19 protein-coding genes are annotated in these 17858 nt (G+C 38.9%); 9 read left to right on the forward strand and 10 right to left on the reverse strand.

All coding sequences use genetic code 11. The features are described from left to right. Positions 1-371: 371 nt before the first annotated feature. The 7 genes from secG to AC3II9_RS03855 form a co-directional block, all read right to left on the reverse strand. The gene (gene secG, locus AC3II9_RS03825) at positions 372-599 is read right to left on the reverse strand and encodes a preprotein translocase subunit SecG (RefSeq protein ID WP_391371314.1); all 228 of its coding nucleotides are present in this window, start codon (positions 597-599) and stop codon (positions 372-374) included. A gap of 115 nt (positions 600-714) precedes the next feature. Beyond that, complete coding sequence (locus AC3II9_RS03830; RefSeq protein ID WP_489153263.1) at positions 715-876, reverse strand: hypothetical protein; 162 nt, start codon at positions 874-876, stop codon at positions 715-717. Between the two features lie 61 nt (positions 877-937). Then, complete coding sequence (locus tag AC3II9_RS03835; RefSeq protein WP_489153264.1) at positions 938-1789, reverse strand: ABC transporter ATP-binding protein; 852 nt, start codon at positions 1787-1789, stop codon at positions 938-940. After that, positions 1786-2787, reverse strand: a complete 1002-nt coding sequence (locus tag AC3II9_RS03840) for a FecCD family ABC transporter permease (protein ID WP_489153266.1) — start codon at positions 2785-2787, stop codon at positions 1786-1788. The genes AC3II9_RS03835 and AC3II9_RS03840 overlap by 4 nt, the downstream gene beginning before the upstream one ends. 11 nt (positions 2788-2798) lie before the next feature. Continuing rightward, positions 2799-3953, reverse strand: a complete 1155-nt coding sequence (locus AC3II9_RS03845) for an ABC transporter substrate-binding protein (RefSeq protein ID WP_489153268.1) — start codon at positions 3951-3953, stop codon at positions 2799-2801. Position 3954: 1 nt separating this feature from the next. After that, complete coding sequence (locus tag AC3II9_RS03850) at positions 3955-4557, reverse strand: hypothetical protein (protein ID WP_489153270.1); 603 nt, start codon at positions 4555-4557, stop codon at positions 3955-3957. Then, on the reverse strand, positions 4554-5177 hold the full coding sequence (locus tag AC3II9_RS03855; protein WP_489153272.1) for a hypothetical protein: 624 nt from the start codon (positions 5175-5177) through the stop codon (positions 4554-4556). The genes AC3II9_RS03850 and AC3II9_RS03855 overlap by 4 nt, the downstream gene beginning before the upstream one ends. A gap of 157 nt (positions 5178-5334) precedes the next feature. Here AC3II9_RS03855 and AC3II9_RS03860 point away from each other — a divergent pair, with 157 nt between their 5' ends. Then, entirely contained in the window at positions 5335-5979 is a 645-nt protein-coding gene (locus AC3II9_RS03860) for a phosphate starvation-inducible protein PhoH (protein WP_489153274.1), read from the forward strand. Beyond that, entirely contained in the window at positions 5976-6587 is a 612-nt protein-coding gene (locus AC3II9_RS03865) for a hypothetical protein (RefSeq protein ID WP_489153276.1), read from the forward strand. Before AC3II9_RS03860 ends, AC3II9_RS03865 begins: the two co-directional genes overlap by 4 nt. Positions 6588-6610: 23 nt before the next feature. On the opposite strand, the gene AC3II9_RS03870 is transcribed toward AC3II9_RS03865, so the two are convergent. Both AC3II9_RS03870 and AC3II9_RS03875 read right to left on the reverse strand, forming a co-directional pair. Continuing rightward, positions 6611-7939 (reverse strand): hemolysin family protein, encoded by a 1329-nt coding sequence (locus tag AC3II9_RS03870; RefSeq protein ID WP_489153278.1) that lies wholly within the window; start codon positions 7937-7939, stop codon positions 6611-6613. A 324-nt stretch (positions 7940-8263) separates the two neighbouring features. Continuing rightward, positions 8264-9667, reverse strand: coding sequence for a DHA2 family efflux MFS transporter permease subunit (locus AC3II9_RS03875; protein WP_489153280.1), 1404 nt, complete (start codon positions 9665-9667; stop codon positions 8264-8266). A gap of 659 nt (positions 9668-10326) precedes the next feature. Between AC3II9_RS03875 and AC3II9_RS03880 the strand changes: the two genes are divergently transcribed. The 7 genes from AC3II9_RS03880 to AC3II9_RS03910 all read left to right on the forward strand — a co-directional run bounded on the left by AC3II9_RS03880 (position 10327) and on the right by AC3II9_RS03910 (position 16546). Then, positions 10327-11007, forward strand: a complete 681-nt coding sequence (locus tag AC3II9_RS03880; RefSeq protein WP_489153282.1) for a response regulator transcription factor — start codon at positions 10327-10329, stop codon at positions 11005-11007. A gap of 1 nt (position 11008) precedes the next feature. Beyond that, a complete protein-coding gene (locus AC3II9_RS03885; RefSeq protein WP_489153284.1) occupies positions 11009-12364 on the forward strand; it encodes a HAMP domain-containing sensor histidine kinase in 1356 nt (451 codons plus the stop codon). Next, positions 12354-12965 carry a PepSY domain-containing protein gene (locus tag AC3II9_RS03890; protein WP_489153286.1) on the forward strand — a complete coding sequence of 204 codons (612 nt, stop codon included), beginning with the start codon at positions 12354-12356 and terminating at the stop codon, positions 12963-12965. Before AC3II9_RS03885 ends, AC3II9_RS03890 begins: the two co-directional genes overlap by 11 nt. A gap of 90 nt (positions 12966-13055) precedes the next feature. Then, positions 13056-13874, forward strand: a complete 819-nt coding sequence (locus AC3II9_RS03895) for a PepSY domain-containing protein (RefSeq protein ID WP_489153288.1) — start codon at positions 13056-13058, stop codon at positions 13872-13874. Positions 13875-14178: 304 nt separating this feature from the next. Then, positions 14179-14355, forward strand: a complete 177-nt coding sequence (locus AC3II9_RS03900; RefSeq protein WP_489153290.1) for a hypothetical protein — start codon at positions 14179-14181, stop codon at positions 14353-14355. A 179-nt stretch (positions 14356-14534) separates the two neighbouring features. Further along, positions 14535-14837 (forward strand): DUF4212 domain-containing protein, encoded by a 303-nt coding sequence (locus tag AC3II9_RS03905; protein WP_489153292.1) that lies wholly within the window; start codon positions 14535-14537, stop codon positions 14835-14837. Positions 14838-14881: 44 nt separating this feature from the next. After that, positions 14882-16546 carry a sodium:solute symporter family protein gene (locus AC3II9_RS03910; RefSeq protein ID WP_489153293.1) on the forward strand — a complete coding sequence of 555 codons (1665 nt, stop codon included), beginning with the start codon at positions 14882-14884 and terminating at the stop codon, positions 16544-16546. A gap of 60 nt (positions 16547-16606) precedes the next feature. On the opposite strand, the gene AC3II9_RS03915 is transcribed toward AC3II9_RS03910, so the two are convergent. After that, the gene (locus AC3II9_RS03915; RefSeq protein WP_489153295.1) at positions 16607-17788 is read right to left on the reverse strand and encodes a GTP-binding protein; all 1182 of its coding nucleotides are present in this window, start codon (positions 17786-17788) and stop codon (positions 16607-16609) included. Between the last annotated feature and the right edge of the window lie 70 nt (positions 17789-17858).

Below are 17858 nucleotides of genomic sequence, written 5' to 3' on the forward strand. Positions count from 1 at the left end.
TCTTAGCTTTTTGACCGTTTACCTCAGGTTTTTGCTCGGATACGGTAGTGTTTTGCTCGCACCGGATGGTTTTGACCGGATACAGCGACTTTTTGCTCGGATATCTTAGCTTTTTGACCGTTTACCTCAGGCTTTTGCTCGGGTATGGTAGGATTTTGCTCATGCCGGATTGTTTTGACCGGATGCAGCGACTTTTTGCTCGGATATTTTAGCTTTTTGACCGTTCATCCGGGGGTTTTGCTCGTACCGGGGGTTTTGACCGTTCAATGTCGACAGTTTTAAGATGCTTTATTATATAGTAGATATAAATCAAATAAGGGGGTGTCCGGAAAACTTTCACTTTCCGGACACCCCCATTTACTATGCGTCTATTAAAATTTCGTAATAGCTAGCGTTAAAATAAAGAATAGTACTGATAACACAATTGTCACACGGTGTAACACTAAGTCCATACCACGTGCTTTTTGTTTACCGAAAAGTTGTTCTGCTCCACCAGAGATGGCCCCCGATAAACCAGCGCTTTTACTTGATTGTAATAATACTACTGTAATTAAAGCTAAAGATACGATGATTAATAAAACAGTAATTAACGTATGCAAAACGTCCACCTCTTTCAATTGAAAACATTACAACAAATAACAGTATAACAAAAAGAGAGAAAAGTGACAACTTGCATTCCTTTATTTTACGAAAACTTCCAAATGAATAATAGCATTAATCATCATCATCATCATTGTCCGTATCGTTATCATGATCATTGTTATCTAAAATTCCCTTATCCTCATCGCTATCATCACTGTTATCGCTGCATGCTGTTAAACTAAATGACAATACTAAAATAATGATTACGAGCCATGATGTCCAAAGTTTTTTCATCGTGCTTCCTCCTCTAGTTAGGTGATTTATTTTACTCAAAACTAGTGAAAAAAACACATGATTACTTTGAAAAATTATTATACTGACATTCGCTCACATCCCGCTTTGCTGCTAATGCTAGTGGAATCATCGTTTCAAATAATAAATCCTGATCGTCGAAAATCAGCTTACGTAAATCGATATTGAAGTATTCTTTCATACGTGATTCCGTCATCACTTCTTGTACATTTCCGATGACAGCCTTTTTATTTTTTGCGATCATTAATACTTGATCCGCTAAATAAAAAGCATGATTCGGATAATGCGTATTAATAATACAAGAAATATGATGATTTTGTGCAAGCTTCTTTAATGTTTCTAAAATGACGACTTGCTTTTGAATGTCTAAGTGGGACTCTGGTTCATCTAAAATTAAAATTTCTGGATTAGACACTAATGTACGCGCAATTAAAGCCAGCTGCAGTTCTCCTCCACTTACTTCATTACACGATTTTTTGGCTAAATGCAAGATGCCGACTTCGTCTAATGCTTCGTGCGCCTTCTCATAATCTTGTTTTCTCGGCTTCGATAAAGAGCTAATGTACGGCGCTCGTCCCATCACCACTAAATCTTCAATTGAAAAGCCAAACACCATTTTATGTGCTTGTGGTACGTAACCGATACGCTTCCACATCTCTTTATGTGGCATGTTTTTTAAAGAGACATCATCAATAATTGTCTCACCTTTTTTCCAATCGTTTAAACCTGTAATACATTTTAGAAGTGTTGTTTTTCCGGCACCATTTGGCCCAAGAATCGCCATAATTTTGCCTGATTCCAAAGTAAAATTAATATTCGATTCGTAAATAAACGGCTTTACTTCTTTTTTCTTTTTCGCATAGTAGAAATTGCCTTCACGTACTTCTATTTTCATGACCAGCTACCTCCTGTTTTGCGTAACAAGTACGCAAAGAATGGCGCTCCGACAATGGCTGTTAAAATCGAAAGTGGAATTTCTGCTGGCGTGAGTGTTCGTGCAAGCGTATCAATAATGAGTAAATAAGCAGCACCTAATGCAAGTGACATCGGCAACACACGCTCATTATTACTTCCAACAAACATACGGGCAATATGTGGAATAATTAATCCTACCCAGCCAACAATACCAGCAATCGCAACAGCCGCTGCTGTACAAAGCGTCGCTCCTGCAATGACTGTCCATTTTAAACTAACGACTGAAATACCAAGTGACTTCGCCTCATCATCTGGTAGCGTTAATAAGTTAATACGCCAACGTACGGCAATTAAAATGATGATCCCAACCAAAATGATCGGTCCAGCCGTATATAAATCACGATAAGAAGCCGTTCCTAAACTTCCCATTAACCAATACGTAATGGCAGGAAGCTTCTCCTCTGGGTCTGCCATAAACTTTGTCAATGAAATAAGGGCATTAAATAACGCACTCGTTACAACCCCAGCAAGTACGAGCATAAAAATCGGTAAGTTTTTTCCTACGCCACCAATGACATAGGTAAAACCAATAGCCGCTAAACCAAAAATTAGCGCAAACACTTGCGTTACATAGCCATTACCAAATAATAAGATTCCGATAGATGCACCAAACCCAGCACCCGCAGCAACCCCTAAAATATCTGCACTCACTAATGGATTGGCAAACATTCCTTGGAAGGCAGCGCCGGAAATGGAAAGCCCCGCACCAATTAATAGTGCGAGGATGATACGCGGCAAACGTACTGTCATGACTACGTTATACTCCATTTGCGTCCACGTTTCTTCTATCGGAAAAATATGTGAAGCGAGGATTTTTATAACCGTGCTAAAATCTACTTCAAATCGACCGATGCCAAGCGTGGCAATCGCAATAGCAAGCGGCAACATCCACAACAATATATTTTTCCAGTTTTTCATAAGTAAACCTCTTAATATTTCGCCGCTTCAGATGATGGGTTTAAAATCGAATGAATTTCTTCATCTGTTACGTCATAATCATAGAAATCTTTATAGTACGTACGAATTTCTTCATTCATATCGTAGTCAAATAACTCTGGTTGGTTATGGCTGGCTAACCATTTTAACATTAATGGTGCATCACCACTTGGTGGGAACCAACGATAGATCCCTAATGGAATTTTATACACTTGTTTATTTTGGACCGCTGCTACTTGACTCCAGTCTTGTCCTTCTATTGTATTGTTATAAAGGTCTTCCGGTTGAATTGGTGTAAAGTTTGTAATATAGATGATTTCTGGATTCCAAGAATAAATTTGCTCCATATTTACATCTTTACGACCTTGTACATCCTTTTCAGCTACATCGTTTGCACCTGTCGCATTTAACCATTGATTACCAAAGAATCCTTTACCACTTACTGTGATCGCTTGGTCCGATAACTGGTATAGCATTAATGCATTTGGTTTTTGTTCTGGTGTTAAGTCTTTTATTTTTGCATTAATTTCATCTTGTACTTTCGTTCCTTCTTCTAAGAAGCGATCTGCACGTTCTGTTGTATTAGCAATCTGACCTGTTAGCTCTAACCAGCTATTAAATGTCGCAAGTGGCTCAGCCGCTGCTGCATCAATCGCTTTAATGCCCACTGTTGTGATGCCTGCTGCACGAGCTTGTTCGATTGTTTTTTCATTTGTTGATAGCTCAAAGTAGACATCTGGGCTTAACTTCATTAATTCTTCAATATTTGTTTCGCCATTTTTCACGAAATCTGTTGATGCCTTTAATACATCTGGTGATAATTTCGCCAGCATTGAATTTTCTGCCGCGTTATAAGAATTAGGATGCATCGCCACAATTTCCTTCGTAGAGTTTGTCGCTACGTACCATGTATGGAAGTAAGGTAAAATACCACCTGATACGATAGAATCTACTTGTCCTGGAATTGTTACTTCAGTGCCTGCTTGGTCTTGAATGATTTTTTCTTCGGCTGTCGTTTGTACTTCAGCACCTTTTTCTTCTGTAACCGCTTTTTCTGTTTCTGTTTCTGTTTCTGTTTTATCTGAACATGCCGCTAACGCCATTGCAGAAAGCGCTAACATCGCTACTATTTTTTTGCTTTTATACATGTTATTCTCTCCCTCTTAACCATTTCGTTAATCCGTGTAAAAACGGTTTTGTTTGATCGATAAAGCCAAGGCCAATATGGAAAATTGGGTCTAAGCTTGTAACAACAAGCTCACCTTTGAAGCTCACTTGATCGATATAAAAAATAGATCGTCCTTCATCGTTATCGACTAACGAAAAGGCGCCTGTTGGTGGTTGGAATGTGCCGTGATAATGCCATTTCATATCCTTCAGCGTGACATACTCATATAGCGCATGCATATGATTGCATTCTACTAATGGCAAATCGCCCTGAGGTTTCACCCACCAGCTAAAATTCACTTCTGACTCTTTCCAATCAATCGTTGGAAACCAATGATCGAGTACTTCACCGAAAATAAATAAGCGCTTGCCCTCATTGATGAAACGAATTAGCTTCCCTTGATTGCGCTTTAAATGTGGAATGCTTAAACGCTCTGTTACGATTAACGTATCGTATGTAGATAAATCCGTCTTTTCTAAATCTTGAATATGAATGACATCATCATAAAGTCCTTTATATTCTGACATCTCAAAAAAGCGATTATGAAAGCTACAGCCATTTGTTAATATTGCAATATGGGTCATGCTTGTAGCTCCTTTCGTGTCTTCGCTTCAGCACGTATGACATCTATAATTTGCGTCGCTAAACGATTCGCACTCGACTCCTCATCTCGGTATACTTGATATAAGTCTGTCCCTGCGCCAACAATGAGCACACCATTTGTCGAATGGCGGTCTACATATATAATGGGCGCACCTAACCCGTCCTTTACGATCACTGTCGCCCCCTGTGGCACTTCCTTAAAATACCCTCGTGTGAAAAAGCCCTTTACACCTTGGCGATAATTTAAATCATACGGATCAATTCCTTCAAACATCGGATAAACTGGATCCGTTAACATAATTTCCCGATCTTTAATGGCGGTTGGCGAACGATGCCAAATCGGTGCATTTGGTAAGTAGCTTTTCGACATTTCCACTAGCGAAAAAATGACGCCCCCTGCCTCTAAATAATCTTCCAATACCGAACGATGTGTCATCATAAAATCTTCATCGACATAATTCGTCACAATTAAGCCCACAAAAGCAGATAAATCCGTGTGCGGTAAATCGTACATATCGATAAACACAAGTCCACGGTTTCGATCTGATTGTCTTAACCTGACAAATTGAATATCCAAACCGATATATCCAATAAACTCCACTTCCTTGCCCCTTTCATCAGATTGTCACAAACTGATTGTTTAAATTTAATACTGGGTAGAGTATAATTGAAAATGATTTTCATTGTCAATATAATTCGACAAATAATTGATAATGGTTTTCATTTCGTAAAAAAAAGCTCACAAAAGGAGAAATATTATGCCGGAGATTAAAATCGTAAAGTTGGACGGCGGTCATGCATTTGGAAAAGAGGGGCGCGCAATGGCGGCTTCGAATGAGCCAATGGACCATGTTACAAATCTAGATCAATATGAGTTAGCAATCGCAGATTTATCTGCTTTTAACGTATTAGTTGTAACGGACTTTATCGACCAAGAATATTTATTTGAACAGAAAGAAATCATTGAGCAATTTTTAAATGAAGGGAAAATCGTCGTCGCTTGTACACATATTTTCCGACGTTGGCTACCAGGGGTTAACCCATTTATGCCTAAGATGATTTATAAACATTCCGATTATGAAATGAAAGTAGTAAAAGAAGATTCCTTTTTCCGTGGGGTTGATATGACGGAGCTTGCGTACCGTAAAGGCGTTTCTGGCTTCTATTCGCGCGGCTACCACCCATTAACGAATAACGATGCTGAAGTATTGCTTGCCTTTTTAGATGGCACGCCCATTACATATATTGATCGTTCCACAACAAACGGCACGATTGTGGCACACGCAGCACGTGATTTACTGTCCTATGCAACAGGGGACAACTCCACACAATTAATCACGAAGCAATTTATGGAGTGGCTTGGAGAAGAGATAAACCGTTTAGCGGGAGGGAAACAAGCATGAGAAAAATAGCAACTTTATATAGCGGACATGCACCACATTTCCGTACATTCCACGAACCAAAAATCAATCAATATTTAGAGAAAATCATCTATTTGCCACGCTTTCAAGAAAGTGATTTAGCGGATATTGATGTATTAATTGTTCCTTCACAGCTACACAATCAATTATTACTTGACGCATCCCCTGCCATTGTTCGGTTTGCTGATCGTGGTGGAATTGTCGTGGCATTTGGTCCACAGCCTTGGGAATGGATACCAAATCAAGAATGGGAGTCACGTCCAACAAACTTCTGGTGGTGGCTTGAACCAGGAGCGGATAGCGGCTTACGCTTAGTCGCATCAGACTATTCATTATTCCGCGATAAACATTTAACGCTTCAAGCTTGCACATGGCATCAACACGGTGTTTTCCATTTACAAGAAGGGATGCAATCGTTAATTGATATGAAGGATGGCGGCTCTTTAATGTATGTCGACAAGGTAAGCTCAAAAGGGACTTGGATTGTCACAACGCTTGATCCAGATTTCCATTTCGGCTCTTATTTCATGCCAGCAACAGAGCATTTCTTAATGGGGTTCATTCCTTGGTTGGCTTCTGGGGAAATTTAGTCTATAAAAAAGCATCGGGCAAATCACATGCCCGATGCTTCTTCATTTTCCATTAATTTTTTCACTTCTATATAATAAAGCTGCATGCCGTCTTTTTCATGAATGTTAAAGCGGTAGCCGCTATAATCGATAAAGCTCTCTTCATCCAACTCCATATCATTCGTGAAATACCAGCCACCAATCGTCTCGACATCTGGGTATTCTTCATCTAATGTCAAATCAAGCAACTGATCGATTTCATACAATAAAATTTTCGAATCAATAATGTAGTGTTCCTCTGAAAGCTTTCGAACAGGAGGCTCCTCATCTTCATCAAATTCATCACGAATTTCACCGACAAGCTCTTCTAAAATATCTTCAACGGTTACGAGCCCACTCGTTCCACCGTATTCATCAAGTAAAATCGCCATATGGCTACGCTCTTTTTGCATTCTTTGTAGCAGTTTATGAATCGGTGTTGACTCAACTGTTTTAATCACGGGATTTAAAAAGTTCATCGCCGTAAAGGTTTCTGCTAAAATTTGATCACTCATGCCTTGTGTTAAAAAATCTTTAATATTTAAAAAACCAATAATATTGTCGCGGTCTCCTTCATAAATCGGATAGCGAGTATAGCGCTCTTCTGAAATTTGGGTTAATACCTCTTCAAAAGTGGCATTCACCTCGAAGCCTACAATTTCTGTACGGGGTACCATAATTTCGCGCGCAATCTTATCATCAAAATCAAACACATTATTAACAAAATTCAGCTCATTCCCATTGATTTCACCTGACTTATAGCTTTCCGTCAGCAGTAATCGCAGTTCCTCTTCTGTATGGGATAATTCATGTTCACTTGCCGGTTTCATGCCAAATAATCTTAATAAAACGCGTGCTGAACCATTTAGTAACCAAATAAATGGGTACATCATTTTATAGAAAACTTGAATGGGCTTTGAAAAGGCTAATGTGACAGCCTCTGCCTTTTGAATAGCAATCGTTTTTGGGGCAAGCTCCCCCACGACAACATGCAAAAATGTAGCAATCGCAAATGCGGCAGCAATTGTAAACCAATGCACGTAACTTGTACTTAACCCGAGCCATGCAAAAAATGGGTGTAACATGAATTCGAATGTCGATTCACCGACCATCCCAATTCCTAAAGCGGTTACCGTAATCCCGAGCTGACATGCCGATAAATATTCATCGAGATGCATTGTCACACGCTTTGCTGCAAGTGCATTCCCTTGCCCTTCTGCAATGAGCTGGTCAATCCGTGACTGCCTTACCTTGACAATCGCAAATTCAGTTGCCACAAAAAAGGCCGTTAGTGCTAATAAACCTGTAAAAACCGTTAATTTCAGTATGGTCAACCAGTCGTCTTACTTATAAAAGTAAGACTTCACCTCCTAAAATAGGATATTATATACTCTTATTTTTACTTCCTATTTACACTATGGTATTTAATATTATTCAAATAAATTGTAACATACATACTACAAAGAAAGCGATTTCATCTTATTTGTATGCAAAATTTTCAAAAAGGTTTTAACATATAGCACAGTTGGGTGCATCTCTGTTGCTGATGAGCAATGCATTCACACATTTAACCTTTCGTACATTCTTAAGATTAACAAAACCTCTTTTGAATAGGAAAGAAGCCTACGATTCGCATCATATCGTAGGCTTCTCTTCGGTTATTGTTCACGAACATTTTTTATAAAGAATGATAGTATAAGTGCAATGACGGCAATGACTAAACCGAATGTAATGGAATTTTGTAATCCATCACTCATCCCTTGCACCGGGTCTGCTGCACCACTGGCTGTAATCGATAAAATCGTGACGGCTACCGCTGTACCAACAGCACCAGATACTTGCTGTAACGTATTCATAATCGCTGTGCCATCTGGATAAAGTTCACGTGGTAGCTCGTTTAATCCATTTGTTTGCGCTGGCATCATCACAAGCGAAATCCCAATAAACATGGCGATATGTAACGCAACAATGAAAAATGGCGATGTTGTAGCGTCAATACCACGTAAGAAAAACAAGCTAATCATTACAATGACTAATCCACTCGGTACCATTTTAGTCGGTCCAAATTTATCAAATAGATTGCCTGCCACAACAGCCATAAATGCATTAATAATTCCACCTGGCAGTAAAACAAGCCCTGCCAAAACAGGTGCTAGCAACAATACATTTTGTAAATAAATCGGTAAAATGACCATTGTCGATAAAATGGCCATCATACAAACCATTAAAATCGTTAATGCAATGACGTACATCGGATATTTGAATACACGTAAATTTAACATAGGTCGTTCCATTTTCAATTGACGGACACCAAATAAAATCAGTGCCACCACACCGACACCAATGCTAATCATTACTTCTGGCATTAAAAATGTCCCCAGCTCTCCTGAAATACTGAAGCCGTACACAACGCCGCCAAATCCAATCGTCGATAAAATAAACGACCATATGTCTAGCTTCCCTGGTTGTACTTCACTCACATTCCGTACAAAGCGCAGACCGACTAATAAAGCTAACACTAAAAACGGTAGTGCTATCCAAAAAATCCAATGCCATGTTAAACGATCTAACACAACGCCTGCAATGGTCGGACCGATCGCTGGTGCAAAAATAATAACAAGACCAATTTTCCCCATCGCAGCACCGCGTTTATTAATTGGGTATACGAGTAAAATCACATTCATCATAAGCGGTAAAATGATAGCTGCACCAATCGCTTGCACGATACGTCCCATGAAAAGGATAGTAAATGCTGGGGCAATGGCTGAAATAAGCGTGCCACTAATGGAGAAAATAAGCGAGGCTGCAAATAGTTGGCGCGTCGTAAAACGCTGCATTAAAAACGCGGATACGGGCACTAAAATACCAAGTGTTAATAAATAACCGGTTGTTAACCACTGAATTGTAGAGGTTTCTTCCCCGAAATCTTTTCCAAGTTGGACAAACGCCATATTTAATGCCGTTTCATTGAATAATCCAATAAATGCAGCAATTAAAAATGCCGATATAATTTTATTTCTTTGTTCGTATAGCTCTTCCATTGTACTTCCTTTCTTCCTCATAATGAGCAAAAATACATCCTAAAAATAACCGGTAAATAGTAAAAGATATTAAAATAAAGCATAATCATAGCCTCCGCGCTTTGCCACAGCCTACACAGGAGCTAAAACAGGCGCGGCCTGTTTGGATCTCCTGTTCCGGCTCCTGTGGCTATGGCGCGCTACGGCAAAAGTGAATACTCCTTAATATTCTAAAAAAGTATTTACCTTCGCTAAAAGAAATCATTTTCTTTCCGTTTGCACTTATAATCGCCCAGCTTCTACCGTAATGAATGAGAATCTTTCATTATTTTGAGCAACCAATTATTGTATTCAACAATAGTTGGTTGTAGCGCAGGCGCGAGCGTGTAGCTGACGGCATGCGCCTTTCGCTACAGAGCAAAGCTTCCTACGGGAAAAGTGAGACAATCAAGACCCCGCAGGAGCGAAGCATGAGCGACGAGGAGGCTTGATCTCGCCCGTGGAAAGCGAGTGCCGGAGCGGAAAGCAACGGTTACTCAAATGACAATATACATTCACAAATTTACTCATTATAAGTTCCTTACAAATTCTATTACTCAACTTAACAAACTTTGTGACATTTGCATAGTTTTTTTACACGACTTGCCAAAAGCAAAACAATTATTCTACGATGATAGAAAAAGCTTTGGATGGTGAGTGTATTGAAACAGCGTATTTTAATTATAGAAGATGAGCCTCAAATCGCACGTGTACTACAATTAGAGCTGGAATTTGAGGGCTATGAAACGAAAATGGCACATACAGGAACCGAGGGGCTAATCGCTTATCGGGAAGAATCCTGGGATTTAGTCTTATTGGACATTATGCTCCCCGAAATGAACGGACTGGATGTGTTAAAACGAATTCGAAAAGATCCGCGTATGACACCTGTTATTTTATTAACCGCTAAAAACGATGTGAAAGATAAAGTCGAAGGACTTGATCTCGGGGCAAATGATTATGTGACGAAACCTTTTGAATTTGATGAATTACTTGCACGCATTCGTGTAGCACTTCGATTTTCACAAATGGTTGCCCCAAGTTCAAATGAATTGAAATATGCAGACCTTATTGTCGATGAAGCGACACGCGAAGTCAAACGGGCTGATAGTAATATAGACTTAACACCACGTGAATATGATCTACTCCTACACTTTATGCGCCACCCAAGAAGTGTACAATCGCGCGAACAGTTGCTCAATGCGGTATGGGGCTTTGATTATTACGGTGATACAAATGTCGTAGATGTGTATATTCGGTACCTCCGTCAAAAAATCGATTCACTGGGCACCCCTCTTTTTCATACTGTACGCGGTGTTGGCTATGTCATGAAGGAGTCATAAAATGAAACTAAATACAAAGGTAAATATTTTATCGACACTGTTAACGTTAATTATTTTAATTAGTAGCTATACGGGCATTTATTTTTTATTTAAAAATTTGGCATACGATACAGAATATACACAACTACAAAATCGGGCAGATGAACTCGTGGCAGCTGTGAGTAGTCTGGAATCAGTCGAAAATATCGACTCATTACTTCAGGCATATATCCCGCCAAATGGATCGTTACGTGTAGTGAATGAGCAAGATAAACCGCTATTTTATATGCACACACTAGCTAGCCCTGAACGAATTCCATATACAATTGAGAAGAATACCAATTTTACTGTTTCTCTGTGGAATCAAACGCCTGTCATGGCGATGGCATACCCGCTCATTTGGCCTGACCACACCGTTGTAACAGTAGAGCTCGTTCAGCCGCTCCATGATATTGCAAAAAATATGGAACTGTTAAAGTGGATTTTAATTTTGATGACGCTTGCTGCGATGGTGCCTATTTATTTAGCGAGTGTTGTCCTTGTGCGCATCATCGTTCGTCCTATTCAAAGTCTGACGACAACGATGCAAAAAAACATTGAAACGTCTCGCTACGAACAAATTACATTACAAAATCGTAATCGGGACGAAATCGCGGAAATGACACAAACCTATAATAAATTCATGCATCAAGTAGAAACTAACTATACGAAACAACAGCAATTTATCGGGAATGCATCCCATGAGCTAAAAACCCCCTTAACGGTCATTGAAAGCTATGCAAAACTGTTGGAGCGTCGCGGATTTTCCAATGAATCCGTAAACAAGGAGGCACTTGAAGCCATTTTAAAAGAAACGAGTAATATGAAGCAGCTGATGGAACAAATGCTTCAGCTTGCAAAGGCGAGTGAACAACCAAAAGTGGAATGGGCAACTGTTGACATTCAATCACTTCTTACAGATATTTCCCAAAGTATGAAGCAAGCATATGGCACGGACATAAGCATTTCTGGGGAAAACATCACGGTTGTATCTGATGAAGCTAAATTAAAACAGCTATTATTTATTTTTCTAGACAACGCACGAAAGTATAGTGAAAAAACAATTGATGTACACATAGTAAGTGAAGATTTAGTAAAAATTTGCGTTACCGACTACGGTGTCGGTATTCCTGAAGAAGACATTCCCCATCTATTTGATCGGTTTTATCGTGTCGATAAAGCGCGAAACAGGAAAACAGGCGGCACTGGTCTCGGTTTAGCTATTGCTAAACAACTTGCTGATTTGCTAAAAATCGACATGGCGTTTACTAGTAAGGTCGGAGTGGGCACAACAGTGACATTATCGTTTACGAAACGAGGCACAAGTGATGAAAAATAAGTTGAAAATTCTCCTGATTAGCTGTGGGGCCGTGTTACTTGGACTATTACTCATCAATGCCCTCCACCATTTGACAGAAGACACTACGCTGTCTGAAAAGCAAATTGTTTCGCGAGTAGAAGCGCTATATGGCGGGGAGATTGAGCATGTCATCAAAAAAGGACCGCAATATATGATTACTTTTTCTACAGAAAAAGGGACTTATGAAGTCGCAGTGGATGAAGTAAACGGGCGTTTTTCAAATTTAACATTCATTTATGAAAAACCAACTATAGTAGAAAATGAAACATCTTCACATGTAAAGGATGAAGAAACTCCTGTGGACAAACCAAATACACCAAGCGAGACAGATGGGCAAACAAGTCCACCAGTGGAGCAGCCAAGTTCACCTCCACCGCAAGAAAACCCCATTATATTAACAGAGCAACAAGCGATCGCCATCGTGCAAAAACAATTTTCTGGTGAAATCGAAGACGTAGATTATGAAAAGACAGCAGACGGGGGTTATTATGCAATTGAAGTCGATACGGAAACGGAGGAAATAAAAATAAGAATACATGCCATTACCGGAAAAATTGTATCTGTTTTATTTGACGACTAATTTTCTCATGAAATTCTAATCTTTCTCACAGACTGTTTTCATGTTCACTTCTTACAATAACCTTAACAATAAATGAAGGAGTGACAAAATATGAAAAAGGCAATTATTATCCCAACCGTATTTTTAGGCATTCTAGGTGGCTATGCCCTTGCCCAAACAGAAATTTTCAGTTCAGCAGAAAACGTAACAAAGATTACAGCAGCACAAGCAAAAGAATTAGCGTTAAAAGAGTTTAATGGAAAAATTATTGAATTTGAATATGACCATGATGATTTAGTACCACACTATGATTTTGAAATTGTTGGGACAACAGAAAAGGTCGATATAGAAGTCGATGCCATGACAGGAACTGCTACTATTACAGAACGTGAAACACTCAAAAAAGCAAATCCATCAAAAGCACCGAAGATTACGGAAACACAAGCAAAAGAATTAGCGTTAAAAGAGTTTAATGGAAAAATTATTGAATTTGAATACGACGATGATGATGCAGTACCACATTATGATCTTGAAATTGCTGGGACAACAGAAAAGGTGGATGTAGAAGTCGATGCAACGACAGGAGCTGTTACCATTACAGAACGTAAATCAATCAAAAAAGGAAACTCATCACAAACAACACAGGCACCTAACAAGCAAACTACTCAGTCACAACAAGTAGCGCAAACGACGACAAATAACACAACGACTGCTCCACAAGCAAGTAATACCATTACAAAAGCACAAGCGATTGCGATTGCTCAGCAAAGAATCGCCGGTACAGTCACAAAAGTAGAATTTGATGATGATGATTTGGAATATGAAATCGATATTAAAAATGGACAAATAGAATATGAATTCAAAATTCATGCGAAAACAGGTGCTATTTTAGCATATGAAGAAGATCACGACGACGATTTAGATGACTAATTTTTTCCAACGATGAAGGATTTTTTACCTTCATCGTCTTTTTATTTTTAGTTATTAATACATACATTCGCCAAAATACAGGAAAGTATTGTAAAATTTTTTATTTTATCACAAAAACAATGTTCAAACTTCACATCCTTTATTTATCAGACTATTCTGTCAAAAAACACATTTTTTATATTATCCTCAAATATTTTCTGTAATAAATACATTTTATTCTGCTTTACAACGTAATTTTCTTATTTTATATTATAGAAAGAAAATTTAAATAATTCCAAATTATTAATAAATAGGAGTGAGGATGATGGTTTACTTTTTTATGTTATTAACAATTGCCTGTTTAACATACGCACTTGTAAAAAAGAGATTCATATTTTTGACAGTTCCAGTAGCAGCCATGATGCTTTATATGGTTGTTAAAGTTGTTATGGTTCCTCTTCCATTAGGAGAAACATTAAAGTTTATTTTCGGTTTACGTTAATGTCCGCATATTGTAGCGTTACTCTTTTTCTCAATAATTTTCTTTGTTCACACAAAGATGATTATATACTCCACGTATTGAAAGGGGGATCGTTTTTTAAAAGTCATATTCTAGTTATCTTGCAATTTTTAAAGGGGTAAATGTTTAATCAGGGGAAATATTCAAAAGGGGTGATTTTCATGAGAAAGATTGAAAAACGTAAGGCTGATGCTTACTTCCGCGAAAAAAATACGTATATGGTTATTTTCTTTATCATTTGGTTTGTTGTATCGTTTGGTACTGCTTCATTTGCAGACTCCCTCACAGATATTCAAATCTTCGGGTTCCCGTTCCATTACTTCATGGGGGCAATTGGTGCACTAGCAACCTTCATTATCTTACTATTTGCAAATGCCATTGTTGGAGATATGATCGACAAAAAATATGGCATTGATGACAAGAGAAATGAAGAAATTAGTGCTGGAAAGGTGCTAGATCACTAATAACACTCATTTTATGAAAACGAAATATAAGGAGGGGGAATAGTATGGATAGCCAATTTTTAGTATCATTAGTTATTATTTTAATTACATTTGCTATTTATATTGGGATTGCTGTTGCAAATACAGCAAAGCAAACTTCAGACTTTTACGTTGCAGGTCGTGGGATACCACCAATCTTTAATGGGATGGCCATCGGTGCTGACTGGATGAGTGCGGCATCCTTTATCGGTATGGCCGGTACAATCATGTTATTAGGTTATGATGGGTTAGGCTATATCATGGGTTGGACAGGTGGTTACTTATTCTTAGCCATCTTACTTGCTCCACAATTACGTAAATTCGGTCGCTTTACAGTACCGGAGTTCATCGGTGACCGTTTTAACAGTAAAACGGCATTAGTCATTGCGGCTATCTGTACAATTATTATTAGTTTTACTTACTCAATCGGACAATTATCTGGTTCAGGGGTAGTAATTGGGCGTTTATTTGAAATTGATGCACGCATTGGAACAATGATTGGGGTAGTATTAATTGCACTTTATTCTGCATTTGGTGGAATGAAAGGAATTACATGGACACAAGTAGCGCAATATATAATTTTAATTATCGCTTACTTAGTACCAGTAATTTTCATGTCTTTCCAATTAACAGGCAACCCAATTCCTTGGATTTCATATGGTGAAATCGTTACAAAAATGGGTGAATTAGATCGCGATCTTGGCATATCTGAATACTTTGCACCGTTTACAAATGCCTCTAAATGGCAATTCTTAGCACTTATGTTTACATTAATGTGTGGTACTGCAGGTCTTCCTCACGTTATCGTCCGTTTCTACACAGTATCAACGATGAAAGCTGCTCGTTGGTCAGGTGCTTGGGCATTAATCTTTATCGGATTATTATACTTCAGTGCACCAGCATACGCTGCATTTGCTCGCTTCATTCTGATGACAGAAGTTGCTGGTAGCCAAATTTCAAATTTACCTGGTTGGACACAGTCTTGGGTAGACACAGGAAAATTACAAGTTGCTGATAACAGCGGTGACGGTATTTTACAATGGAACGAGCTTGTGATTGCCAATGATATTGTCGTAATGGCTACGCCAGAAATTGCAAACTTAGGCATGTTTGTTATCGGGTTAGTAGCAGCTGGTGCGATGGCTGCCGCTCTTTCTACAGCCGGTGGTTTAATGATTTCGATTTCTTCATCATTTGCACATGACATTTACTACCGTGTATTCAATCCACAAGCGAGTGAGCGTAAACGTTTATTCGTTGGTCGTATGTCGATTGTCGTTGCAACACTTTTAGCTGGTATTATTGCACTTAACCCACCTGGGGCAATTACACAAATCGTCGCATGGGCATTCGCGATTGCAACAGGTACGTTCTTCCCAGCATTAGTATTAGGTGTATGGTGGAAACGTGCCAACGCACAAGGGACAATTGCTGGTATTTTAGTCGGTTTAGGTGTAACACTTACGTACATCTTTGCTGCTAAATATGGTGGATTCACAATTTTAGGTATTATCGATACGGGAGCAGGTGTATTCGGTGCTACTGCTGCATTCCTTACAAATATCATCGTATCGCTAGCAACGCCAGCTCCATCAAAAGAGCTACAAGACGAAGTTATCAACCTTCGTTACCCAGAACAAATGGTTTACAAAGATGGAGAAGTATACTTGAATGATGGTTCAACAAAATAAGCTATAAGTAATGAGAGGGATATTTAGAAAGCTAATGCTTTCCAAATATCCCTCTTCTTTTTAAGATGCTACAACAAATTTCGGAAGCGGATCATTAAATGTTTGCCAGTCTTGTTTCATTTCCTCATCGGTTAATAAACATGCGTCAAGTTCACGTTCAATGTCTTCACGTACCATATCCATCCCAATTAGTACAAGCTCCGTCATACGATCGCCGAACTGTTCATCCCATTTTTCTTGCATCGCTGGATCTTCTCGTAAAATCTGCTCCCGCTCATGTACAGGTAAATCAGCGACCCAATGACCTGCCGCTTGAAATTGCAGCGATACCCCAGCTTGTGATAATAATCCAACAAATTCACGCCCTGCTAACCAGAAAAAACCTTTCGCACGAACAATTTCTTCCGGGAATTGTTCCAACCATTCATACCATCGTTCTGGATGGAATGGACGACGTCTTCGATAAACAAATGAAGAAATACCGTACTCCTCCGTTTCAGGTGTATGCTCTTCATTCAGCTCTTTTATCCACCCTGCCCCTTGACTCACTTTTTCAAAATCGAAAAGCTTGCGGTCTAGCAATGTAGCAAGTGGGATTTCCCCTTTTTCTGCCGTATGAATTTCTGCACTTGGATTTAATTGGTGAAGAATCGCTTTAAAAGCTTCTAAATATTCCGTTGTGACAAGGTCTGGCTTCGTAATGACTAAAATATCCGCAAATTCAATTTGTTCAATTAATAAATCCGATACGTCACGTTGATCGTAAATATCATCTGTTTGCTGGCGTTCTAGTAATGTTTCACCACTTTCGTAATCTTGCCAAAAGCGCGCTGCATCCACAACGGTAATCATCGCATCCAGTGTGCAATGTTTTGTTAAATCAATGCCCAGCTCTTCATCGATATATGTAAAGGTTTGCGCTACGGGAATCGGTTCGGCAATACCTGTAGATTCAATCACAAGTCCGTCAATATTCCCTTGTGCGACAAGCTTTTCTACTTCAATCATTAAATCTTCACGTAATGTACAACAAATACAGCCGTTCGTTAACTCGACTAATTTTTCTTCTGTTCGTGAAAACCCACCATCTTGAATCAGCTGTGAATCAATATTGACTTCACTCATATCATTGACGATGACAGCTAACCGTCTGCCTTCTCGATTTGCTAATAGTTGGTTTAAAATGGTTGTTTTCCCTGCGCCTAAATAGCCGCTTAACACGGTTACTGGAATTTTTTTCACTTGTTACCCTCTCCTTAATAGTAATAATTACTGTTTATATAATTTATCATCCGGGAAGATGAAAGTAAAG

The sequence above is a fragment of the Lysinibacillus sp. RU7 genome (assembly GCF_057837305.1).